This is a genomic window from Mesorhizobium sp. B2-3-4 (assembly GCF_006442315.1).
GTDB lineage: Bacteria > Pseudomonadota > Alphaproteobacteria > Rhizobiales > Rhizobiaceae > Mesorhizobium.
Map to the genome: position 1 here is coordinate 261,060 of NZ_VFVY01000002.1, position 17,727 is coordinate 278,786.

Annotated in this window: 19 protein-coding genes and 1 pseudogene; 8 read left to right on the forward strand and 12 right to left on the reverse strand. The window is 63.5% G+C overall.

Annotation, left to right across the window (positions count from 1 at the left end; genetic code table 11):
• Positions 1 to 79 precede the first annotated feature (79 nt).
• Positions 80 to 844, forward strand: a pseudogene (locus tag FJ967_RS04870) (HlyD family type I secretion periplasmic adaptor subunit); the annotation flags it as partial.
• A gap of 163 nt (positions 845 to 1,007) precedes the next feature.
• On the opposite strand, the gene FJ967_RS04875 reads toward FJ967_RS04870, so the two are convergent.
• Positions 1,008 to 1,997, reverse strand: coding sequence for a GlxA family transcriptional regulator (locus tag FJ967_RS04875; RefSeq protein ID WP_140730564.1), 990 nt, complete (start codon positions 1,995 to 1,997; stop codon positions 1,008 to 1,010).
• A gap of 283 nt (positions 1,998 to 2,280) precedes the next feature.
• Between FJ967_RS04875 and FJ967_RS04880 the strand changes: the two genes are divergently transcribed.
• Positions 2,281 to 2,445, forward strand: coding sequence for a hypothetical protein (locus FJ967_RS04880; RefSeq protein WP_140730565.1), 165 nt, complete (start codon positions 2,281 to 2,283; stop codon positions 2,443 to 2,445).
• Positions 2,446 to 2,465: 20 nt separating this feature from the next.
• On the opposite strand, the gene FJ967_RS04885 is transcribed toward FJ967_RS04880, so the two are convergent.
• The 6 genes from FJ967_RS04885 to FJ967_RS04910 form a co-directional block, all read right to left on the reverse strand.
• Positions 2,466 to 2,747, reverse strand: a complete 282-nt coding sequence (locus FJ967_RS04885) for a hypothetical protein (RefSeq protein WP_140730566.1) — start codon at positions 2,745 to 2,747, stop codon at positions 2,466 to 2,468.
• A gap of 64 nt (positions 2,748 to 2,811) precedes the next feature.
• Positions 2,812 to 3,129 carry a plasmid stabilization protein gene (locus FJ967_RS04890; protein WP_140730822.1) on the reverse strand — a complete coding sequence of 106 codons (318 nt, stop codon included), beginning with the start codon at positions 3,127 to 3,129 and terminating at the stop codon, positions 2,812 to 2,814.
• 118 nt (positions 3,130 to 3,247) lie between these two features.
• Positions 3,248 to 3,433, reverse strand: a complete 186-nt coding sequence (locus tag FJ967_RS04895) for a hypothetical protein (RefSeq protein ID WP_140730567.1) — start codon at positions 3,431 to 3,433, stop codon at positions 3,248 to 3,250.
• An 18-nt stretch (positions 3,434 to 3,451) separates the two neighbouring features.
• Positions 3,452 to 5,164 carry an HAD-IIB family hydrolase gene (locus tag FJ967_RS04900; protein ID WP_140730568.1) on the reverse strand — a complete coding sequence of 571 codons (1,713 nt, stop codon included), beginning with the start codon at positions 5,162 to 5,164 and terminating at the stop codon, positions 3,452 to 3,454.
• Between the two features lie 10 nt (positions 5,165 to 5,174).
• A complete protein-coding gene (locus tag FJ967_RS04905; protein WP_140730569.1) occupies positions 5,175 to 6,146 on the reverse strand; it encodes an SDR family oxidoreductase in 972 nt (323 codons plus the stop codon).
• A gap of 34 nt (positions 6,147 to 6,180) precedes the next feature.
• Positions 6,181 to 6,501, reverse strand: a complete 321-nt coding sequence (locus tag FJ967_RS04910) for a hypothetical protein (RefSeq protein WP_140730570.1) — start codon at positions 6,499 to 6,501, stop codon at positions 6,181 to 6,183.
• A gap of 161 nt (positions 6,502 to 6,662) precedes the next feature.
• On the opposite strand from FJ967_RS04910, the gene FJ967_RS04915 reads away from it, so the two are divergent.
• From FJ967_RS04915 to fghA, 6 genes are all read left to right on the forward strand, one after another.
• A complete protein-coding gene (locus FJ967_RS04915; protein WP_140730571.1) occupies positions 6,663 to 7,382 on the forward strand; it encodes a Crp/Fnr family transcriptional regulator in 720 nt (239 codons plus the stop codon).
• 161 nt (positions 7,383 to 7,543) lie between these two features.
• Positions 7,544 to 7,834 carry a metalloregulator ArsR/SmtB family transcription factor gene (locus FJ967_RS04920; RefSeq protein WP_140730572.1) on the forward strand — a complete coding sequence of 97 codons (291 nt, stop codon included), beginning with the start codon at positions 7,544 to 7,546 and terminating at the stop codon, positions 7,832 to 7,834.
• A 33-nt stretch (positions 7,835 to 7,867) separates the two neighbouring features.
• The gene (locus tag FJ967_RS04925) at positions 7,868 to 8,983 is read left to right on the forward strand and encodes an alkene reductase (protein ID WP_140730573.1); all 1,116 of its coding nucleotides are present in this window, start codon (positions 7,868 to 7,870) and stop codon (positions 8,981 to 8,983) included.
• 44 nt (positions 8,984 to 9,027) lie between these two features.
• Entirely contained in the window at positions 9,028 to 10,353 is a 1,326-nt protein-coding gene (locus tag FJ967_RS04930; protein WP_140730574.1) for an LLM class flavin-dependent oxidoreductase, read from the forward strand.
• 195 nt (positions 10,354 to 10,548) lie between these two features.
• Positions 10,549 to 11,109 carry an FMN reductase gene (gene msuE / locus FJ967_RS04935; RefSeq protein ID WP_140730575.1) on the forward strand — a complete coding sequence of 187 codons (561 nt, stop codon included), beginning with the start codon at positions 10,549 to 10,551 and terminating at the stop codon, positions 11,107 to 11,109.
• Positions 11,110 to 11,272: 163 nt separating this feature from the next.
• A complete protein-coding gene (fghA, locus tag FJ967_RS04940) occupies positions 11,273 to 12,109 on the forward strand; it encodes an S-formylglutathione hydrolase (RefSeq protein WP_140730823.1) in 837 nt (278 codons plus the stop codon).
• 61 nt (positions 12,110 to 12,170) lie between these two features.
• Here fghA and FJ967_RS04945 read toward each other — a convergent pair whose 3' ends face one another.
• From FJ967_RS04945 to FJ967_RS04965, 5 genes are read right to left on the reverse strand one after another with little or no spacing between them, the layout of a single operon-like run.
• Positions 12,171 to 13,103: a nucleoside hydrolase gene (locus FJ967_RS04945; protein ID WP_140730576.1), complete on the reverse strand. Its 933-nt coding sequence runs from the start codon at positions 13,101 to 13,103 to the stop codon at positions 12,171 to 12,173.
• Between the two features lie 11 nt (positions 13,104 to 13,114).
• Positions 13,115 to 14,128, reverse strand: coding sequence for a nucleoside hydrolase (locus tag FJ967_RS04950; protein ID WP_140730577.1), 1,014 nt, complete (start codon positions 14,126 to 14,128; stop codon positions 13,115 to 13,117).
• 10 nt (positions 14,129 to 14,138) lie between these two features.
• Entirely contained in the window at positions 14,139 to 15,125 is a 987-nt protein-coding gene (locus FJ967_RS04955; protein WP_140730578.1) for an ABC transporter permease, read from the reverse strand.
• The gene (locus FJ967_RS04960; RefSeq protein WP_140730579.1) at positions 15,113 to 16,153 is read right to left on the reverse strand and encodes an ABC transporter permease; all 1,041 of its coding nucleotides are present in this window, start codon (positions 16,151 to 16,153) and stop codon (positions 15,113 to 15,115) included. The genes FJ967_RS04955 and FJ967_RS04960 overlap by 13 nt, the downstream gene beginning before the upstream one ends.
• Complete coding sequence (locus FJ967_RS04965) at positions 16,150 to 17,670, reverse strand: ABC transporter ATP-binding protein (RefSeq protein ID WP_246675174.1); 1,521 nt, start codon at positions 17,668 to 17,670, stop codon at positions 16,150 to 16,152. Before FJ967_RS04965 ends, FJ967_RS04960 begins: the two co-directional genes overlap by 4 nt.
• Positions 17,671 to 17,727 lie beyond the last annotated feature (57 nt).

The window sequence follows — 17,727 nt, forward strand, 5'->3', positions numbered from 1 at the left end:
CATTTGAAGATTTGGCGATGCAACGACCGCACAGACGATTATGGCGGGGATACTTTTTACTCGGGGACCGCAGCGGCAGGCCAAGAGCCGCGAAATCGATCTGATCGGCACCGAGCTCGACAGCATCCGCAAGCTCTGGCAACGCAAGCTGGTTTCAATCGATCGCCTGACGGCGCTGGAACGCGATGCGGTCCGCCTCGACGGCGAACACGGGCAACTGACCGCATCGATTGCGCAATCCAAAGGCCGCATCGCCGAAACCAGGCTGCAGATCATCCAGGTCGACCAGGATCTGCGCAGCGAGGTCGCCACCGAGTTGCGCGACGTCCAGGGCAAGATATCCGAATTCGTCGAGCGCAAGGTCTCGGCCGAAGACCAGCTCAAGCGCATCGACATCCGCAGCCCGCAGGATGGCGTGATCCATCAGCTGATCGTCCACACGGTCGGCGGCGTCATCTCGCCGGGCGAGGTGGTCATGCTCGTGGTGCCGGTGGCCGACGACCTGACCGTCGAGGCCCGCATCGCGCCGCAGGACATCGACCAGCTTTCTCTGGGCCAGGACGCAGCGTTGAAACTCTCCGCCTTCAACCAGCGCGTGACGCCGGAACTGAACGGGATCGTCAAGGAAATCTCCGCCGATCTCAGCGTCGACGAACGAAGCGGCGCGGGTTTCTACACGGTTCGTGTCAGCCTGCCGCGCAGCGAGCTCAAAAAGCTGAAAGGCTTGACGCTGACGCCGGGCATGCCCGTCGAAGCCTTCTACTCGACCGGCAGCCTCACCATGCTGTCCTATCTCGTAAAGCCGCTGGCCGATCAGATAGCGCGCGCCTTCCGCGAGGAATGAGACAAGGGTGTCGGGCAGGTGCCTTGAGTGAAAGCGCACGCCTTCGGCACGGCCATATCCCGCGACCGATTGCACCACTCAGGGCCGGATGAAGTGGCTTCCTGGCTTTGTCCGAAGCCCCCTGCATCTGCGGCGCCATCATCGGCGCTATCTGTCCCAGGACTCAGCTCGCGGTTGCCGACCTGAGCTTGCTCGGCGGCAGGCCGAAAACCTCGCGAAAAGCCCTGGAGAAATGCGAAGCGTTCTCGAACCCGACTTCGACGGCGATATCGACCATCGGCGTGCTGGTTTCGAGAAGCAGTTGCTTTGCCCGCTCCAGGCGCACCCGCTTGTACACCAGCGCGGGGGAACTTTTCGTCTGCTCCATGAACAGGCGTTCCAGCTGCCTGCGGGACAGTCCGACAGAAGCAGCCAGTTTGGAGATCGAGATCTTGTTCTCGATATGGCTCTCCATGATGATCAGCGCCGCCTGCAGCCGCGGATCGTTGCATTCGATGGAGAGCGGCCTGCGCGGCTGCACATGCAAGGCCGAGCGCGCCTTGTCGATCTGCAGCACTTCGAGCGCGTTTCGCTCCGCCCGTTCGCTGATATGGCGCCGCACGATCGACGCCGCCATGTCGGCCGCGCTGCTGCCGCCGGCACACGACCCCCTGGTGCGGTCGAGGTTGAAGATGCGGTCCGCCCTGACCTCGTGATCGGGGAAGCGCTGACGAAAGGCCTGATAGTGGAGCCAGCTCACGCAGGTCCGGTGGTGTTTCATCAGGCCGGCGTCCGCCAGGATGAACGTTCCGGTGCAGACGCCGATCAACGGCACCTTGCGCACGGCGGCTTTCCTGAGGAAACCGACAGTGTCGCCATCGATGGGAAACTCGGTGTTCAACAGCCCGCCAACGACCACGATATAATCGAACAGGCCGGGATCGACGAAATCCGAAGTTGGCGCGACCTGGACGCCGCAGCTCGACGCTATCAGGTTTCGGGTGCTGGCCAGAACCTGCCAGTCGGCAAAGACCCTGCCGGACCGGTCGGCCTCGTCGCTGGCCAGCCGCAGCGTGTCGACGAACAGGGCAAAAGCGGAAAGCGTGAAGGAACGGGCGAGCACGAAGCCGATTTTCAGCCGGGTGATCTCCGTGACGCCTCCAACTGGCTTCATGACTTGCTTGTGCCTTTGCTCGATCACGGTCGCCATCGTGCCCCGATCAGCTGGAGGCCGGCGCCTGCCGCGCCGTCGAAAACCGCTTGCGCGTTTCCCACTATGCCAGCCGCTGCCGTGGCTTTGTAGTCTACAAACGACTTGCCCGCCTCGGCGAGGTCGCACGCCGGCGGCATGGCGCGAAATATTACGTGAGGGAACGTCTGGGCCGCCAGTTTCTTTGACCATCGAGGCGCTGCGGGTGAATCCAGCCCGCTCGATCCTCCAACGGAGAGACAGATTGATGCCAGATCCCAGAGAACCCGATCCCAACCGCGACGTGCCTATGCCGGCTCCCAACTGGAAGCCCGAGCCGATCGGCGAGCCCGAGCCGGACGAACTGCCCGACGAGGCGCCGTTACCCAATCCCGATGAAAATGAAGAGCCCCCGATGCATGCCACCTTCTGACCGGTCCGCGCGCCGGTCGGTCAGTCTTCGTCGAATCGGCTGCCTTCCCTCGAAGGATCGCGTGAAATGGCTGCCTCCTCGATATCGTCGGGCAACGCCTCGTCGCTGTCCTGGTAGGCGTTGTCGTCGTCTTCCTCAGGCAAGTTGCCCTCCTGCCCAGGCTCGCCTTCCAACGAGCCGCTGTCGGGCAGGATTTTCGCGCCTTCGAGCTCTTCCCAGTCCTGCTGCTCCATGGTCGGACGTTCGGTCCTCGTCGGGTCGTCAGCTTGTACCGCAGGCTGCTCTCTTTTGCGGCTGTCCATTGTCGTTCTCCGAAATCCATTGCGCAATTGCCTGGCACATGCCGGCATTCTGTGCTTGCAAGGGTCAGTGGGCGTGATGCTCGGCATTCCTCTTGCGGGTCGCCGCTGCCTTTTTTGCCGATTCGGACCGGCTTGCGGCTGATCGGGAAGCGGATGCTTTTCCGCCACTCTTGCCACCCTTATGCGCTGCTGGATGACCCGTGTGCTTGCCGCGCCCGGAGCCGCCTTCTTTCTTGCCGCCGCCGTCGTCCTTGTTGACAGTCGCCCATGCGCGTCGTTCGGCTTCCTTGTCGGAGACGCCACGCTTCTCATAGCCTTCGGCAATATGATCGGCCTTGCGCTCCTGCTTGTCGGTGTATTTCGATTTCTCACCTAGGGGCATGATCGTTTCTCCTTCTCGATGAAGGTTGAACGTCAGGTCGGCGCCCGGGTTCCAATCCCGGCCGGCGATCAAGACCGTAGCCGGTGCCGTCTGACAGCGGTTGTCGCAGCCGATCCGCTCAACCGATCGCGAACCTGACCACTGCCGCCAGGATCAGGATGCCGACCAGTCCGGCCACGAAGATGATCCGCGGTGCGCGGGTGCGCAGGATGATCTCGCCTTGCGAGGCCTGGCGTGCTGAAAACACAAGTCCTTCGTCCTGATGTTCGTTCTTGCCATGGTTGCCATGCGGGTCGGTGCTCATACCGCCTCCTGTCCCCTGCTATTCCTCAGGCGCCGTCGCGGGTGCCGTGTAGCGCCGGCGTACGGCATCCAGCACCTGTTTGCGGCTCTCCTCGGCCGAGAGCTTCCTGTCCTTTTCCGCCTCGGCGGTTTCGCGGGCGAGGTCCTTGTCCCTGATCTGCTGTCGGAACCATTTGGAATAGTCGCCCGCGCGCAGATGGAATTCCCAGGTCTTGTCGTCGATGCCTTCGGCGATCTGGGCGAAAATCATCAGATTATGGGCCCTGAGGTTCATGGCATCGTCGGGACCATGGAAATAGAAGCTGCCCGTCTCATCGAGCTGGCCCTCGGCATATTTGCGGCTGTGGCGCTTGAGCGACTGGCGCGGTTCGATCACCTTGACCGTCTTGATTTTCTTGCCTGCTCCCGGCCGCCAGAACAGCACCCGGTCGCCCTTCGGCGTCGGAATGTCCTTCGGCATCTCGATGCCGGTCTCCCGGCAGAAGGCCTTTATAACATCCTTCGCTTTCGGCCCAAGGGCGATGACGGCCGTCATCAGTCGCAGGGCATCGGTCGAAATCGCTTCGGGATGGACAGTGATCAGGATCGTCCCCGGCAGTTCGAGCGAGAGCACGGCACGCGTGTCGTCGCGGCGCTTGGGAAGAAGGTGGTGCGCCTCGTCGATGACCAGCCAATGCGGTCGTGCGGTGCGGCGGCGGAAACTGCCAAGGCCTGGCAGCAAGTCGGCAAAGAAGTCCGGCCGTTCGCTGACACGCAGCGCCAGGCCGTTGACGACGACATTGCTGTCGGCCTTGGCGATCAGATCCAGCACTTGCGCCTTTGTCGGCGCGCTCGATCCATCGCCCAGCCTAACGGCGCCTTCGAGGCCGTCATAGTCGCCCTCAGGGTCGAAGACGCAAAACTGAAACCGGCTCTCGACGAAGCGTTCCGTCAGCGCGGTCGCCAAAGTGGATTTGCCGATGCCCGAGCTGCCGGCGATAAGCACGCTTTCGGTCGGCGACAGATAGATGTCGTCGCCGCCCGCGGTCCCCAGAACCACGCCGCCGTGGCGTTTCGGCACGATCCCGTGGTCGTGCTTGATCAGCTTGGCGATCAGTTCCTCGACGCCTTTGCCGCGCGCCCCGCGCATGACCAGGTCCGCGGTGCTTTTGACCGCGGGAATGGCATTGTCGACGGCAACGCCGCAGCCGCAGGCCTGCAGGAAGGCATGATCGTTCTCGGCGTCGCCCACGCCCACCACATTGTGCGGCGAAAGGCGAAGATCCTCAAGCGCCGCCGCCAGTCCGGTGGCTTTGTTGATGCCACTTGGCAGAACCATCACCGCGCCTTTGTTGAAGATGATTTCCAGTTCCAGCCCCATCTTCTTGATGGTGTCGAGCACGGTGGCCTGATGTGGTTCCCAGGTTGCGACGATCGAACGTCCCACAGAAAGCGGCTTCACACCCTGCTTTTTCAGCCTGGCGACGAATTTCGGCTCGGGCTCGGGCGAGATCGTCCGCTCTTCCTCGCTTGCCGGCGTGTAGATCAAGGCGCCGTTCTCGGCGACGACCTTGTCGAACAGGCCGACATCGGGAAACACCCGTTTGAGGTCGGGCAATTCGCGTCCGGTGACCAGAAGCAGTTTGCGGCCGCTTTTCTTGAAGCGCTCCAGCGCGGCCAGCGTTTTCTTGGAGACCGTCCCATCATGCGCGAGCGTCCCGTCATAGTCGGTCGCGAGCGCGATGAAATACATTGCCTCGACCTCAGTAACCGCCGACGATCGGCAGGATCTCGCCGGTGATGTAGCTGGAGCAATGCGGGGAGGCGAGGAACACGTAGGCCGGAGCCAGTTCCTCCGGCTGAGCCGGCCGTTTCATCGGCGTGTCGGCGCCGAATTTCGAGACGTCTTCGGCTTCCTTGTCCGACGGATTGAGAGGCGTCCACACCGGTCCCGGCGCGACGGCGTTTACCCTGATGCCCTTGCCGATGAGGTTGCCGGACAGAGCGCGGGTGAAGGCGTGGATGCCACCCTTTGTCATCGAATAGTCGACCAGTTGCTTGGAGCCGGCTATGCCGGTAACCGAACCGGTGTTGACGATCGCCGAACCCGGCTTCATGTGCGGCACCGATTCCTGCGCCATGTGGAAATAGCCATAGAGATTGGTCTTCAGCGTCGTGTCGAAATGCTCCTCCGTCAGGTCGCCGAAGTCGCTGGAATGGATCTGGAAGGCGGCGTTGTTGACCAGCACGTCGATACGGCCGAATGCTTTGACCGTGGCCGCCACGGCATCATGACAATCCTGCCTTTCGCTGACGTCGCCCTTGATCAGGATGCAGTGCCGGCCTTCACCTTCGACGGCGGATTTTGTCTCTTCGGCGTCCCTGTCCTCGGACAGATAGACGATCGCGATATCGGCGCCTTCGCGGGCGAACAACACCGCCACCGCGCGGCCGATGCCGGAATCGCCGCCCGTGATGAGAGCCACTTTCTGATCGAGCTTTTTTGATCCGAAATAGTAGGGCGCATCGTAGAGAGGCGCGGGCTCAACCGCCGATTCGTGCCCCGGCTTTTTCTGATGCTGCTTGGGGAAAGGGGGCTCCGGATAGGCGCGCGCGCCAGCCTGCATGGCGTGCTCGACCTTGCCGTTGCGCTTCGATCTATCCTTGGCATCGATGCCCTGCTGGATATGGCGCTGCTTGGCGGCTTCACCGGCGGTGCTGGATTGCGTCATCATTTTGTCTCCACGGCTGCAGAAAAATCCTCCAGTCTCAGTCCCTGGCGCCGACTTGTCGGCCCGATCCTGGAGACGTCCTTGGAGGCGTCGCGTCCTTCGAGTGTTCTAGGATTGCCGGACCCGCGCCGGATGTCTTCTCGGTGGCCGGGCCGGGTGTCGCCTTGCCGGGCGTGTTCTGGCCTTCGGACTGATGCGTTTCTTCATTTGTCTGATCGGCGGGCCGTGTCAGGCCCATTCCGCCCGCCGGCGGCTTGTTGCCGGCTGCATCGAGCGAGAAATCATCGCTCGGATCCGGGCCGGTCCTCGCGGGATATTTCCGCGCGCCGGTTTCATACTCGGTCCTGTCGCGTGCCATGGCTTCCTCCATGCTTGCCTGGACGAAAACATCCGCCGCGCGATGAGGTTCCGAACAAACGCTACGGCATCCCATTCCCGGCCGGTGGTCGCCATCGCGTGCAACGGCTGCAACCACCTGATGGCCTGCACGTTGAGCCCGACTACCGGATCGGAACCAGTATGCTCGAATCGCTTTACCTGAACCTTGGTCAGCACGACGCCCTTTCGGATGGAGAAAAGGCGCTGCTCGCCGACGCCATGTCGGTGGAAAAGAATTTTGCCACCGGCGAAGACATTGTCGTGGAAGGCTCGCGGCCGACGTACAGCACGCTGATCGTCGATGGTCTCGCCGCGCGCTACAAGGTGCTGGAGGATGGTGGCCGGCAATTCACTTCCCTGCAGGTGCCGGGCGATTTCGTCGATCTGCATGCCTTCCTCCTGAAGACGATGGACCACGGCATCGTTGCGCTGTCACCCTGCCATGTGATCGCGGCCGACCACAGCAAGTTGCGCACCATCACCGAGCAGGCGCCGCACCTGACCCGGCTCCTGTGGCTGGACACGCTGGTCGACGGCGCCATCCACCGGGAATGGATCGTGGCCATGGGCCGCCGTTCCAAGACCGCGCATCTGGCGCATCTCCTGTGCGAGCTGTTCGTCAGGCTCCAGGTGGTCAACCACACGAGAGACATGACCTTTCGGCTGCCGCTGTCGCAGGCGGAACTCGCCGACGTACTCGGCCTGTCGGTGGTCCATATGAACCGCGTCATCGGCGCGCTGCGCAATCTTGGCGCCATCGGCTGGGCAAGCCACATGGTCACAATCCTCGATTGGCAGCGGCTGGTGGAGATAGCCGAGTTCGATCCGACCTATCTTAGCATGCGACGCGAGCCCAGGTGACCACGAGACCCCCTTCGGCCTCTCGGATGCGCCAGTGAACTGCCATGCAATGTGGCGCGACAGGGCGAGTCTTCCGCCTCAGGCGGCAAAAACAGAATGCCATTCCTTACGCATCGCACAGTAGCGATATAAATATCGGTCATTGGCGATATAGGGAATTCATGGATCACGATGCCATCCTCAAGGCGCTGGCCCATCCGGTGCGGCGCGAAATGCTGAACTGGCTGAAGGAGCCGGAAAAGCATTTCACCAGCCAGGAGCATCCTCTGGCCATGGGGGTCTGCGCCGGTCAGTTCGAGCGGTGCGGCCTCTCGCAATCGACCGTGTCGGCTCATCTTGCCACCCTTTCGTCGGCGGATCTGGTGACGACGCGCCGCCTTGGCCAATGGGTCTTCTACAAGCGCAACGACGAAACGATCGCCGCCTTCCGCGAATCCCTCTGCGATATCTGAACCCACATTTGCTTGAGTATGAAAGGCATTCCGATGACCACACTTTTCGACCCGATAGCGGTCGGCGACCTCCCTCTCGCCAATCGCATCGTCATGGCGCCGCTGACGCGCAACCGCTCGCCGCATGCGGTTCCCGGCGATCTCTCCGTCACCTACTACCGCCAGCGGGCCACGGCGGGCCTGATCGTGACGGAGGCGACCGCGATCACGCATCAGGGCCAGGGCTATGCGAACGTGCCAGGTCTTTACGCGCCTGAACAGCTCGCGGGGTGGAAGAAAGTCACCGATGCCGTGCACGCCGAGGGCGGCAAGATCGTCGTTCAGCTCTGGCATGTGGGCCGGATTTCTCATACGTCGCTGCAGCCGGGTGGCGGCAAGCCCGTTGCGCCGTCGGCGATCCGCGCCAAGTCGAAGACCTTCCTGGTCGCAGCCGACGGCAGCGGCAGTTTTGCCGAGACATCCGAGCCGCGGGCGCTCGAGCAAAGCGAGATCGCGGGCATTGTGCAGGATTTTCGGCGCGCCGCGAAAGCGGCTATCGAGGTTGCCGGTTTCGACGGCGTCGAGATCCATGGTGCCAATGGCTATCTTCTCGACCAGTTCCTGCGTTCGGGCAGCAACCACCGCACCGACGCCTATGGCGGTTCGATCGAGAACCGCGCTCGCTTCCTGTTCGAGGTGGTGGAGGCGGTCGTCGGTGAAGTCGGCGCCGGCCGGACCGGCATTCGGCTTTCGCCGGTGACGCCGGCCAACGACTCCTCCGACCCCGAGCCTCAGCCCCTGTTCGAACATGTGGCCAGCGAACTCGGCCGCTACGGATTGGCCTATGTCCATGTCATTGAAGGCGCGACCGGTGGAGCGCGCGATTTCCAGCAGGGCGAGCGGCCGTTCGACTACGCCGCCTTCAAGGCGGCCTATCGCGATGCGGGCGGCGAGGGCGCCTGGCTGGTCAACAATGGTTATGACAGGGAACTCGCGGAAGCCGCGGTGAAGACGGGGCGTGCCGACCTGGTTGCTTTCGGCAAATTGTTCATCGCCAACCCCGATCTCGTGCGCAGATTGCAGCAGGGCACGGCGTTGAACGCACCCGACAGCAACACATTCTACGGCGGCAGCTCGAAGGGATATACGGACTATCCGACGGCGGCCTAACAGCCCGCCGACCGAGCCGAAGTTGCAGCCGGGATGCCCAGATCATGACACACAAAAAGCAGTTGCGGCTCGGCGCCTTCATGCGCCCGGTCTCCTTGCACACGGGCGCCTGGCGCTATCCCGGCGCCTACCCTGACGCCAACTTCAACTTCGCCCATCTGAAGCGTTTCGCCCAGACGCTGGAGGCGGCGAAGTTCGACGCCTTCTTCATGGCCGACCATCTGGCCGTGCTCAACATGCCGGTAGAGGCGCTGCGGCGCAGCCACACGGTGACGTCGTTCGAGCCTTTCACCTTGCTGTCGGCGCTGGCCGCTGTCACCGATCATATCGGGCTGGTCGCCACGGCATCGACGACCTTCGACGCGCCCTATCATGTCGCGCGCCGCTTCGCCTCGCTCGACCATATCAGCGGCGGCCGCGCCGGCTGGAACATCGTCACCACGTCCAATCCCGACGCGGCGCTGAACTTCGGTCTCGACGAACATGTCGAGCATGACGAGCGCTACCGGCGGGCGCGCGAGTTCCACGACGTCGTGACCGGACTGTGGGACAGCTTTGCCGACGACGCCTTCATCCGCGATCCCGAAAGCGGCCTCTATTTCGATCCGGCCAGGCTGCATGTGCTGGATCACAAGGGCGAGCATCTTTCGGTGCGAGGCCCGCTCAACATCGCGCGGCCGGTGCAGGGCTGGCCGGTCATCGTCCAGGCAGGTGCGTCCGAAGCCGGACGGCAACTGGCGGCCGAGACGGCGGAGGTCATCTTCGCTGCCCATGCCGACCTCGCCGCCGGCCAGCGTTTCTTTGCCGACGTCAAGGGCCGGGCGCAGAAGTTCGGCCGCTCGCGCGACGACATCAAGATATTGCCCGGAGCTTTCGTCGTCGTCGGCGACAGCGCCGAGGAAGCCGAGGCCAAGCGGGCCAAACTCGACAGCCTCGTCTATTACGAAAGCGGCATCGCCTCGCTGTCGATCGCGCTCGGGCATGATGCATCCGGCTTCGACCCGGACGCGCCCCTGCCGGACATCCCCGAGACCAACGCCAGCAGGAGCGGCCGCGAGCGCGTCATCGAACTGGCGCGCCAGGAGAAGCTCACCGTCAGGCAGCTCGCGCAAAGATTGGGTGGCTATGCCGGCCTTGCCTTTGTCGGCACGCCGGCGACCATCGCCGACGAAATGGAGGAATGGCTCGTCGCCGAAGGTTCCGACGGCTTCAACGTCATGTTTCCCTATCTGCCGGCCGGGCTTGACGATTTTGTCGGCAAGGTCGTGCCCGAACTGCAGCGGCGAGGCCTGTTCAGGCAGCAATATGAAGGATCGACGCTGCGTGAGAATCTCGGCTTGAAGCGCCCCCCCAACCGGTTCTTCGCCTAGAACGCCCTTCCGGAGGTCGTGCAATCCACAATCGGCTCGATCCGTTATGTTCCTTTTCCGATGCAGCATCCGGAAAGAAAAATCTTTTCCGATTCCGACCCGGCGCGACCGTCAATTCCTTTCGTTCCGGGTTAATGTCTATAAAAATTATGGACATTACGGCAACCCGTTCGAACAGATCACAGGGCCTCCATCATGACCAATCCGGCCATTGTCGGCTTTTCCGGCAATTTCACGCGGCCCTCCAAGACCCGCGGCTTCGTCGACCATATCGTGACCGAGATCGCCGGACGATACGGCCTTGCCGCGAGCACGCACGACATCGTCGATCTCGGTCCCAGTCTTGGCACTGCCAAAGGGGCGCGGGACCTCGATGAACCGGCCCGTGCCATCCTCGAGCGGATCCTGGCCGCCGATGTGCTGGTGGTCGGCTCGCCGACCTACAAAGGCAGCTATACCGGGCTGTTCAAGCACTTCTTCGATCTCGTCGATCCGGCGGCCCTCAGGGGCAAGCCGGTGCTGCTGGCGGCGACCGGCGGCGGCGATCGCCATGCGCTGATCGTCGAGCATCAATTGCGGCCGCTGTTCGGCTTCTTCGAAGCCTTTGCCCTGCCAACGGCCGTCTATGCCTCGGAGAAGGATTTCGTCGACGGCGTGCTGGCATCCGAAGTGATCCGAGCCCGCGTCGGTCTCGCGGTGGACGATGTCGGCGTCGCGCTCTTCGGCCGGCAGCGCGCCAGGATCGCCGCCGAGTAACGCCCTCCGCCAGATATCCACTCCGATCCTCGAGGCGCCGGCGATCGATCGCACCCGGCCCGAGACCCGATATCCAATCCGCCAAGGTTGCCGTCGTTACGGCCGATGCCGTAGACAAGCGGCGGTGAGTCCCATGGCGGAGAAGAAACATATGTCGGATCGGATGAAAACCATCTCCACCGCGAGGTCGCATGGCGGCGTGCAGGGCGTTTATTCGCACGCCTCGGATGCCTGCGCCTGCGACATGACTTTTGCCGTCTTCGTGCCGCCGCAGGCCCGTGAAAAGCCGTGCCCTGTCGTCTGGTATCTCTCCGGCCTGACCTGCACCCACGCCAATGTCATGGACAAGGGGGAGTACAGGCGCCTGTCCGCCGAGCTCGGGCTGATCGTCGTCTGTCCCGACACCAGTCCGCGCGGCGCCGACGTTCCCGACGAGAAGGACAATTGGCAGTTCGGCTGTGGCGCCGGTTTCTATCTCGATGCGACGCAAGAACCCTTCGCCCGGAATTATCGCATGTATTCCTATGTCAGTGAGGAATTGCCGGCGCTGATCGCGGCGGAATTCCCGGCCGACATGACGCGCCAGGCGATCTTCGGCCACTCGATGGGCGGCCATGGCGCGTTGACGATAGCGCTGAAAAACCCGGAACGTTTCAAGAGCTGCTCGGCTTTCGCGCCGATCGTGCAGCCCGGCACATCAGGCTGGTCCAGGCCGGCGCTGGAAAAATATCTCGGTGCGGATCAGGCGGCATGGCGCGGCTACGATGCCACCCTGCTCATCGAAGATGGCAACCGCTTCCCGGAACTTCTCGTCGATCAGGGGACAGCCGACGGTTTTCTCGACGACGGGCTGAAACCCTGGCTGCTGGAAGAGGCCTGCGCCAAGGCCGGCATGGCGCTCAAATTGCGCATGCAGGACGGCTATGACCACTCGTATTTCTTTATTTCGACCTTCATGGACGACCATCTGCGATGGCACGCGCAGCGACTGTCCGCGTAAGCGCGGACGATCAGCCGAAGGCCCGGCAATCGCCGAGCCCCTTTCCGCTGCTCGCTGCGGTTTAGTCCCGCAGCAGGTCGAACATCAGCTTGAAGAACCGGTCGGCATCGACTTCGTGGGCAATGCGGGCATTGTCCTTTTCGCCGCGCTCGCCCCAGAAATCGGCGACCGTGGCGCCGAAAGCATAGGTGCCGGACAGGTCGACGCCGATATGGGCCGGACGTGTACGCACCAGAGTCGGGTCGATGGCCAGCGCTAGCGCCAGCGGGTCGTGCATGGCGCCGCCGACGCCCATCGAGTTGCGGTGCAGCTTCTCGTAGAACAGCAGCCAGTCGTTGACGAGCTTGCCGAGCGGCGTGTCGATCGTGGCGAGTTCGGCATATTGCGGCGCCTCGATCAGCACCTGCATGGTGACGTCGAGGCCGACCATCAGGATCGGCACGCCGCTGTCGAGCACGATCTTCAGCGCTTCGGGATCGCAGAAGGCGTTGAATTCCGTCGGCGTGATGATCTCGCTCTTGCGATAGAAGACACCTCCCATCCAGATCAGTTCCTTGATCTTGGGCAGCACGTCGCGGTGCTTGAGGATCAGGAGGCCGATATTGGTGAGGGGTCCGGTGGCGACGACCAGGATCGGTTCGGGTGCGGCGCGCAGCTTGTCGGCGAGGAAATCGACGGCGTGCTTGTCGACAGGTTTGATCGTGGCCTGCGGCAAGTAGGGCGAGCCCTCCAGGCCGCTCGGGCCATCGGCGGTGCCGAGCACCAGCGGGCGCGCCAGCGGGCGGTGGCACCCTTGCGCGACCGGCACGTCGCCGGCGCCGATATATTCCAGGATGCGCAAGGCGTTGGCGGTCGTCTTCTCGACCTCGGCGTTGCCGCAGGTCGTGGTGACGCCGAGAAGCTTGATGGCCGGCGAGCGATGGGCCATCACCAGCGCGATGGCGTCGTCGTGGCCGGGGTCGCAGTCGAACAGGATCGGAGTTGCAATGGTCATTGTGTCGTTCCTCACGCCGCTTGTTCGTAGCGCGCGATGGTTTGCTTGAAGATGTTCAGGAAGCGGCGCCCGTCGAGATCGGTGCAGATGCGCGTCGTCTTCGGTCCGCCGCCCGGCAGCAGCTGCCGGCCGCGATGGGCGACCGTCTGTCCGCGCGCGAGCCGCCCGTCGAGCACCACGTCGACGAAAAGCGGTTCGGTCATGGTGGCGAGGGCCGGGTCGAAAGCCAGCGCCACGGTGATCACGTCGTCCATCGGGAAGCCGACGAGATCGAAGAATTCGCGCCAGATATCGATGTAGATCGGAAAGCTGTCGGCGATCATGTCGAAGACGGCGTTTTTCCGGGCGAGGGCCTGCATGTCGGCGATGTCGTCGCGCGTCAGCATCGAGGCGGCGACGCGGTTGTCCTCGCAGATGTCGAGCGGCACCAGTATCTTGTCGACCTCGGCGTTGAGCACGATGCGCGAGGCTTCCGGATCGGCCCAGATATTGTACTCCGACAGCGGCGTGATGTTGCCGGGCGTCTGGAAGTTGCCGCCGAGCACCAGGAGCCGCTTGAGCGCGCCTGTCAGGCGCGGCTCCTGCAGCAGCGCCATCGCCGCATTGGTCAGCGGCCCGGTCGTCACCAGCGTGATCTCACCGGGATTGGCCATCACCGTATCGATGATGAAGTCGACCGCGTGTCCCGGTGTCGCCTGGCGCGACGGGGTCGGTGCCGGCGGATTGAATTTCTTCAGCCGGTCGCCGAAGCGGGCAACGAGCCGCTTTTCGAAATGGACCGGCGCCTCCATGTCGGCTTTGGAGTTGCCGACGATTGGTCGCCAGGCGCCGGCATGAACCGGTATGTCGTCGCGCCCGGCAAGCGTCAGCGTGTTGAGCACGACATTGGTGACTTGCTCGATCGGGCCCGCGGCGCCGGTCACGGTGGTCACGCCTTCGAGCCGGACATTGGGATTGGCCGCGGCAAACAGCACGGCCAGAATGTCGTCGCCGGCAGAATCCACGTCGAGGATTATGCGTTCCATGAGAGTTCCTTCATTGGGGATTTTTGTCGACCGGGGCGCTGTTCCTGTCCACCGACAAGAGTTTCTGCATCGATGCCAGCGTCTCCTTGATGATCTTTGGCCGTGCCCGGTAAGACAGCGCGAACAGTGCCGTCAGCGCCACGACATAGGGCACGGTGAGCACCAGATAGGACGGGAAACCGAAGGTCTGCAGGCGCAGCGAGAAGGCGTCGGCGAAGCCGAACAGCAGGCAGCCGGCCAGCACCTTGAGCGGATCGCCATTGGAGAAGATCAGGATCGCCACCGCCATGAAACCACGGCCCGAGGACATGTTCTCGGTGAACATGGTGATGTAGCCGAGCGACAGATGCGCGCCGGCGAGCCCCGCCAGCAATCCGCACAGCAGCGAGGCGATGTAGCGGACGCGGGTGATCGAGATGCCGAGCGCTTCAGCCGCCTCGGGTTTCTCGCCGACGACGCGGATATAGAGCCCGAGCCGGGTGCGGTTGTAGAACAGCACCAAGAGCGGCACGGCGATGAAAGCGACATAGACGATCGGCGTGAATCCCGAGATCAGCGGCGCCCAGGAGCCGAGCAGTGCCTGCGCGCCGGGTATCTGCACCTTGGGAAGACCGACGATGCCGTGACCGACGATCGATCCGCGCGTGCCGAAGATCGCTTTCATCAGCGAGATCGTCATGCCGCCGGCAAGGATGTTGAGCGCCAGGCCGACGACCACTTCATTGGCCCGGAATGTCACCACCAGCACGGCGAAGGCAAGCGCGAAGGCAAGTGCCGCTGCGACACCGCAGGCGACACCCGCGAAGGCCGAACCCGTCCAGATCGAGCCGATGACGGCGAAGAAGGCGCCGGCCAGCATCTGCCCCTCGAGACCGATGTTGAAAATGCCGGCCTTGGTGGTGAACGACCCGCCGAGAGCGACCAGGAGAATGGGCGCGGTGGTGCGCAGTGTCGCCGCGATGAGCGCGACATTGACGAGCTTGTCTAGAATTTCCATCGCCGCTCCCCCGCCTGGCTGTCGCCACGGCGCCTGACCAGAACCTGCGCCGATACGCTGAGGATGATCAGCGCCTGGATCACGGTGATGATTTCGCGCGAGGCGCTGGTATCGACCTCAAGCAGTAGCGACCCGCTGCGCAGCGCGCCGAAGAACAGCGCCGTCACGATGGTGGCGACCGGCGAGCCGTTGGCGAGCAGCGCGGCGATCAGTCCGTCGAAGCCGAAGCCGGGAGCAAAGCCTTCCATGAACCGGTGATGCACGCCGAGCGTCTCGACGCCGCCGGCCAGTCCGCCGACGGCGCCCGAAAGCAGAAGCACGATAAAGCCCTGGCGCTTCACGTTCACGCCGCCATATTCGGCGAATTTCGGCGCCGATCCGACCATCGTCACGCCGTAGCCCCAACTGGTGTAGCGGAAGACCAGCGCGACGCCGACCGCCAGCAGCAGGCCGATCGCCAGCCCCCAGTTCAGCCGCGAGAAGGAAAAGATCTCCGGCAGATAGGCTGTCGCAAGGATCGGTGGCGTCTCCGACCAGCCGCCGGGCCGTTTGAACAGGAAGATGGTGAAATAGGAGGTGAGCAGAATGGCGATGTAGTTCGACAGGATCGTCGAGACCACTTCGTTGGTGTTGTAGCGGGCGCGAAAATAGGCGGGGATGGCGACCCAGGCAGCGCCTGCGACGACCGCGAGCGAAAGTGCCGCCAGCGTATGAATGCCAGCGGGCAGGGAAAAGGTGAAGCCGACCCAGGCGGCGGCGAATCCGCCAAGGAAAAGCTGACCTTCGATGCCGACATTGAACATGCCGCCGCGCAGGCCGATGCAGGCGGCGACGCCGCAAATCAGGATCGGTGTCGTCTGCAGCAAGGTGCCGGCAATTTTTTCCTGGTCGCCGAAAGCGCCGCGCAGCAGCGTCATCAAGACACGGACCGGGCTTTCGCCGACCAGGAGGATGATGATCGCCCCTAGCAACAAGGCAACGCCAACCGCGATCACCTGACCGGAAACGGCGCGCAAACGGTCACTCATCGTGCTGGCTCCAGCTCGGGCGACACGCCCGCCATCATCATGCCGATACGATCCTCGTCGGCATCGTCGCCGGCGACTTCGCCCATGATGCGCCCGTTGAACATCACCAGGATGCGGTCGGCGAGCGCCGCCAGTTCGTCAAGCTGCACGGAAATCAGCAAGATGGCACGGCCGGCCGCCCGCTGGCGCATGATCTCGTCATGGATGGCCTCCTGGGCGCCGATGTCGACACCGCGCGTCGGCTGGTCGATCAGCAGGAAGTCGGCGCCATTGGTGAATTCGCGCGCCAGCACGACCTTCTGGATATTGCCGCCCGACAGTCGCTTGACAGGATCTCCCGACCCTTGCGCGCGAATGTCGAAGCTCTTGATCAGCGCTCCGGCGTTCCCGGCGATTGCCTTCCAGTCGAGCATGCCGCCGCGGCTCCACGGCGCCCGATGCTGGCGGCCCATCAGCGTGTTTGCCGCGATCGATGCGTTGCGATCGACCCCGCGCACCATGCGGTCGCCCGGAACATGGGCAAGACCCGCTTCGCGTATCGCGGCGGGGGAAAGCGTGGTGAGATCCTGGCCCTTGAGCCAAGCTTCGCCATGGCTTGCCGGCCGCAGGCCCGAAAGCACCTCCGCCAGTTCCGTCTGCCCATTGCCGGCCACGCCCGCGATCCCCACTACTTCGCCGGCGCGAACCGTGAAACTGGCGCCGCGGACGGCAGGCAGCCGGCGGTCGTCACGCGACCACAGGTTCTTGACCTCGAGGACGGCGTCGCCGTGCAACTGGGCGCGGGGCCGACGGTCGAAACTGACCTCGCGGCCAACCATCATGCGGACAAGTTCATCCTTGCTGAGCTCGGCTGTCGGACGGGTAGCCACTTTCCTGCCGTTGCGCAGCACAGTCACGGTGTCGGACACCTCCATCACCTCTTCCAGATGGTGCGAGATGAAGATCACCGTCATGCCCTCGGCCACGAAACTGCGCAGTGTCTGGAACAGTTCGCGGCTTTCCTGCGGCGTCAGCACGGCGGTCGGCTCGTCGAGGATGATCGTGCGAGCCCCGCGCACCAGGACCTTGAGGATCTCGATGCGCTGCTCGATGCCGACCGAGAGCAGCCCGACCCGCTCGGCCGGGTCGACATGCAGCCCAAAACGCTTCGACAGCTCCCGCGTGCGGGCGATCTGTGCCGCATGGTCGATCAGTCCGTGACGGCGGATTTCCATGCCGAGAAAGACGTTGTCGGCGACCGAAAGCGAAGGCACCAGCTTGAAGTGCTGATGCACCATGCCGAGGCCGGCCTTGATGGCGGCGGCCGGGTCGGCGACCATGATCGTCTCGCCATTCAGCCGGATCGAGCCCTCGTCCGGCTGGAGGAGACCGAACAGGACGTTCATCAGCGTCGTCTTGCCGGCGCCGTTCTCGCCGATGATGGCGTGAATTTCACCCCGGCGCACGGCAAGGTCGATGCCGTCATTGGCAATGAAGGCGCCAAAACGCTTGGTGATGCCGGTCAGCTCGACGGCCATTGCGGCAGTGTTTTGGGGGGTCGCAGACCCCGACGCGTTCGACACCATGCTCTCGCA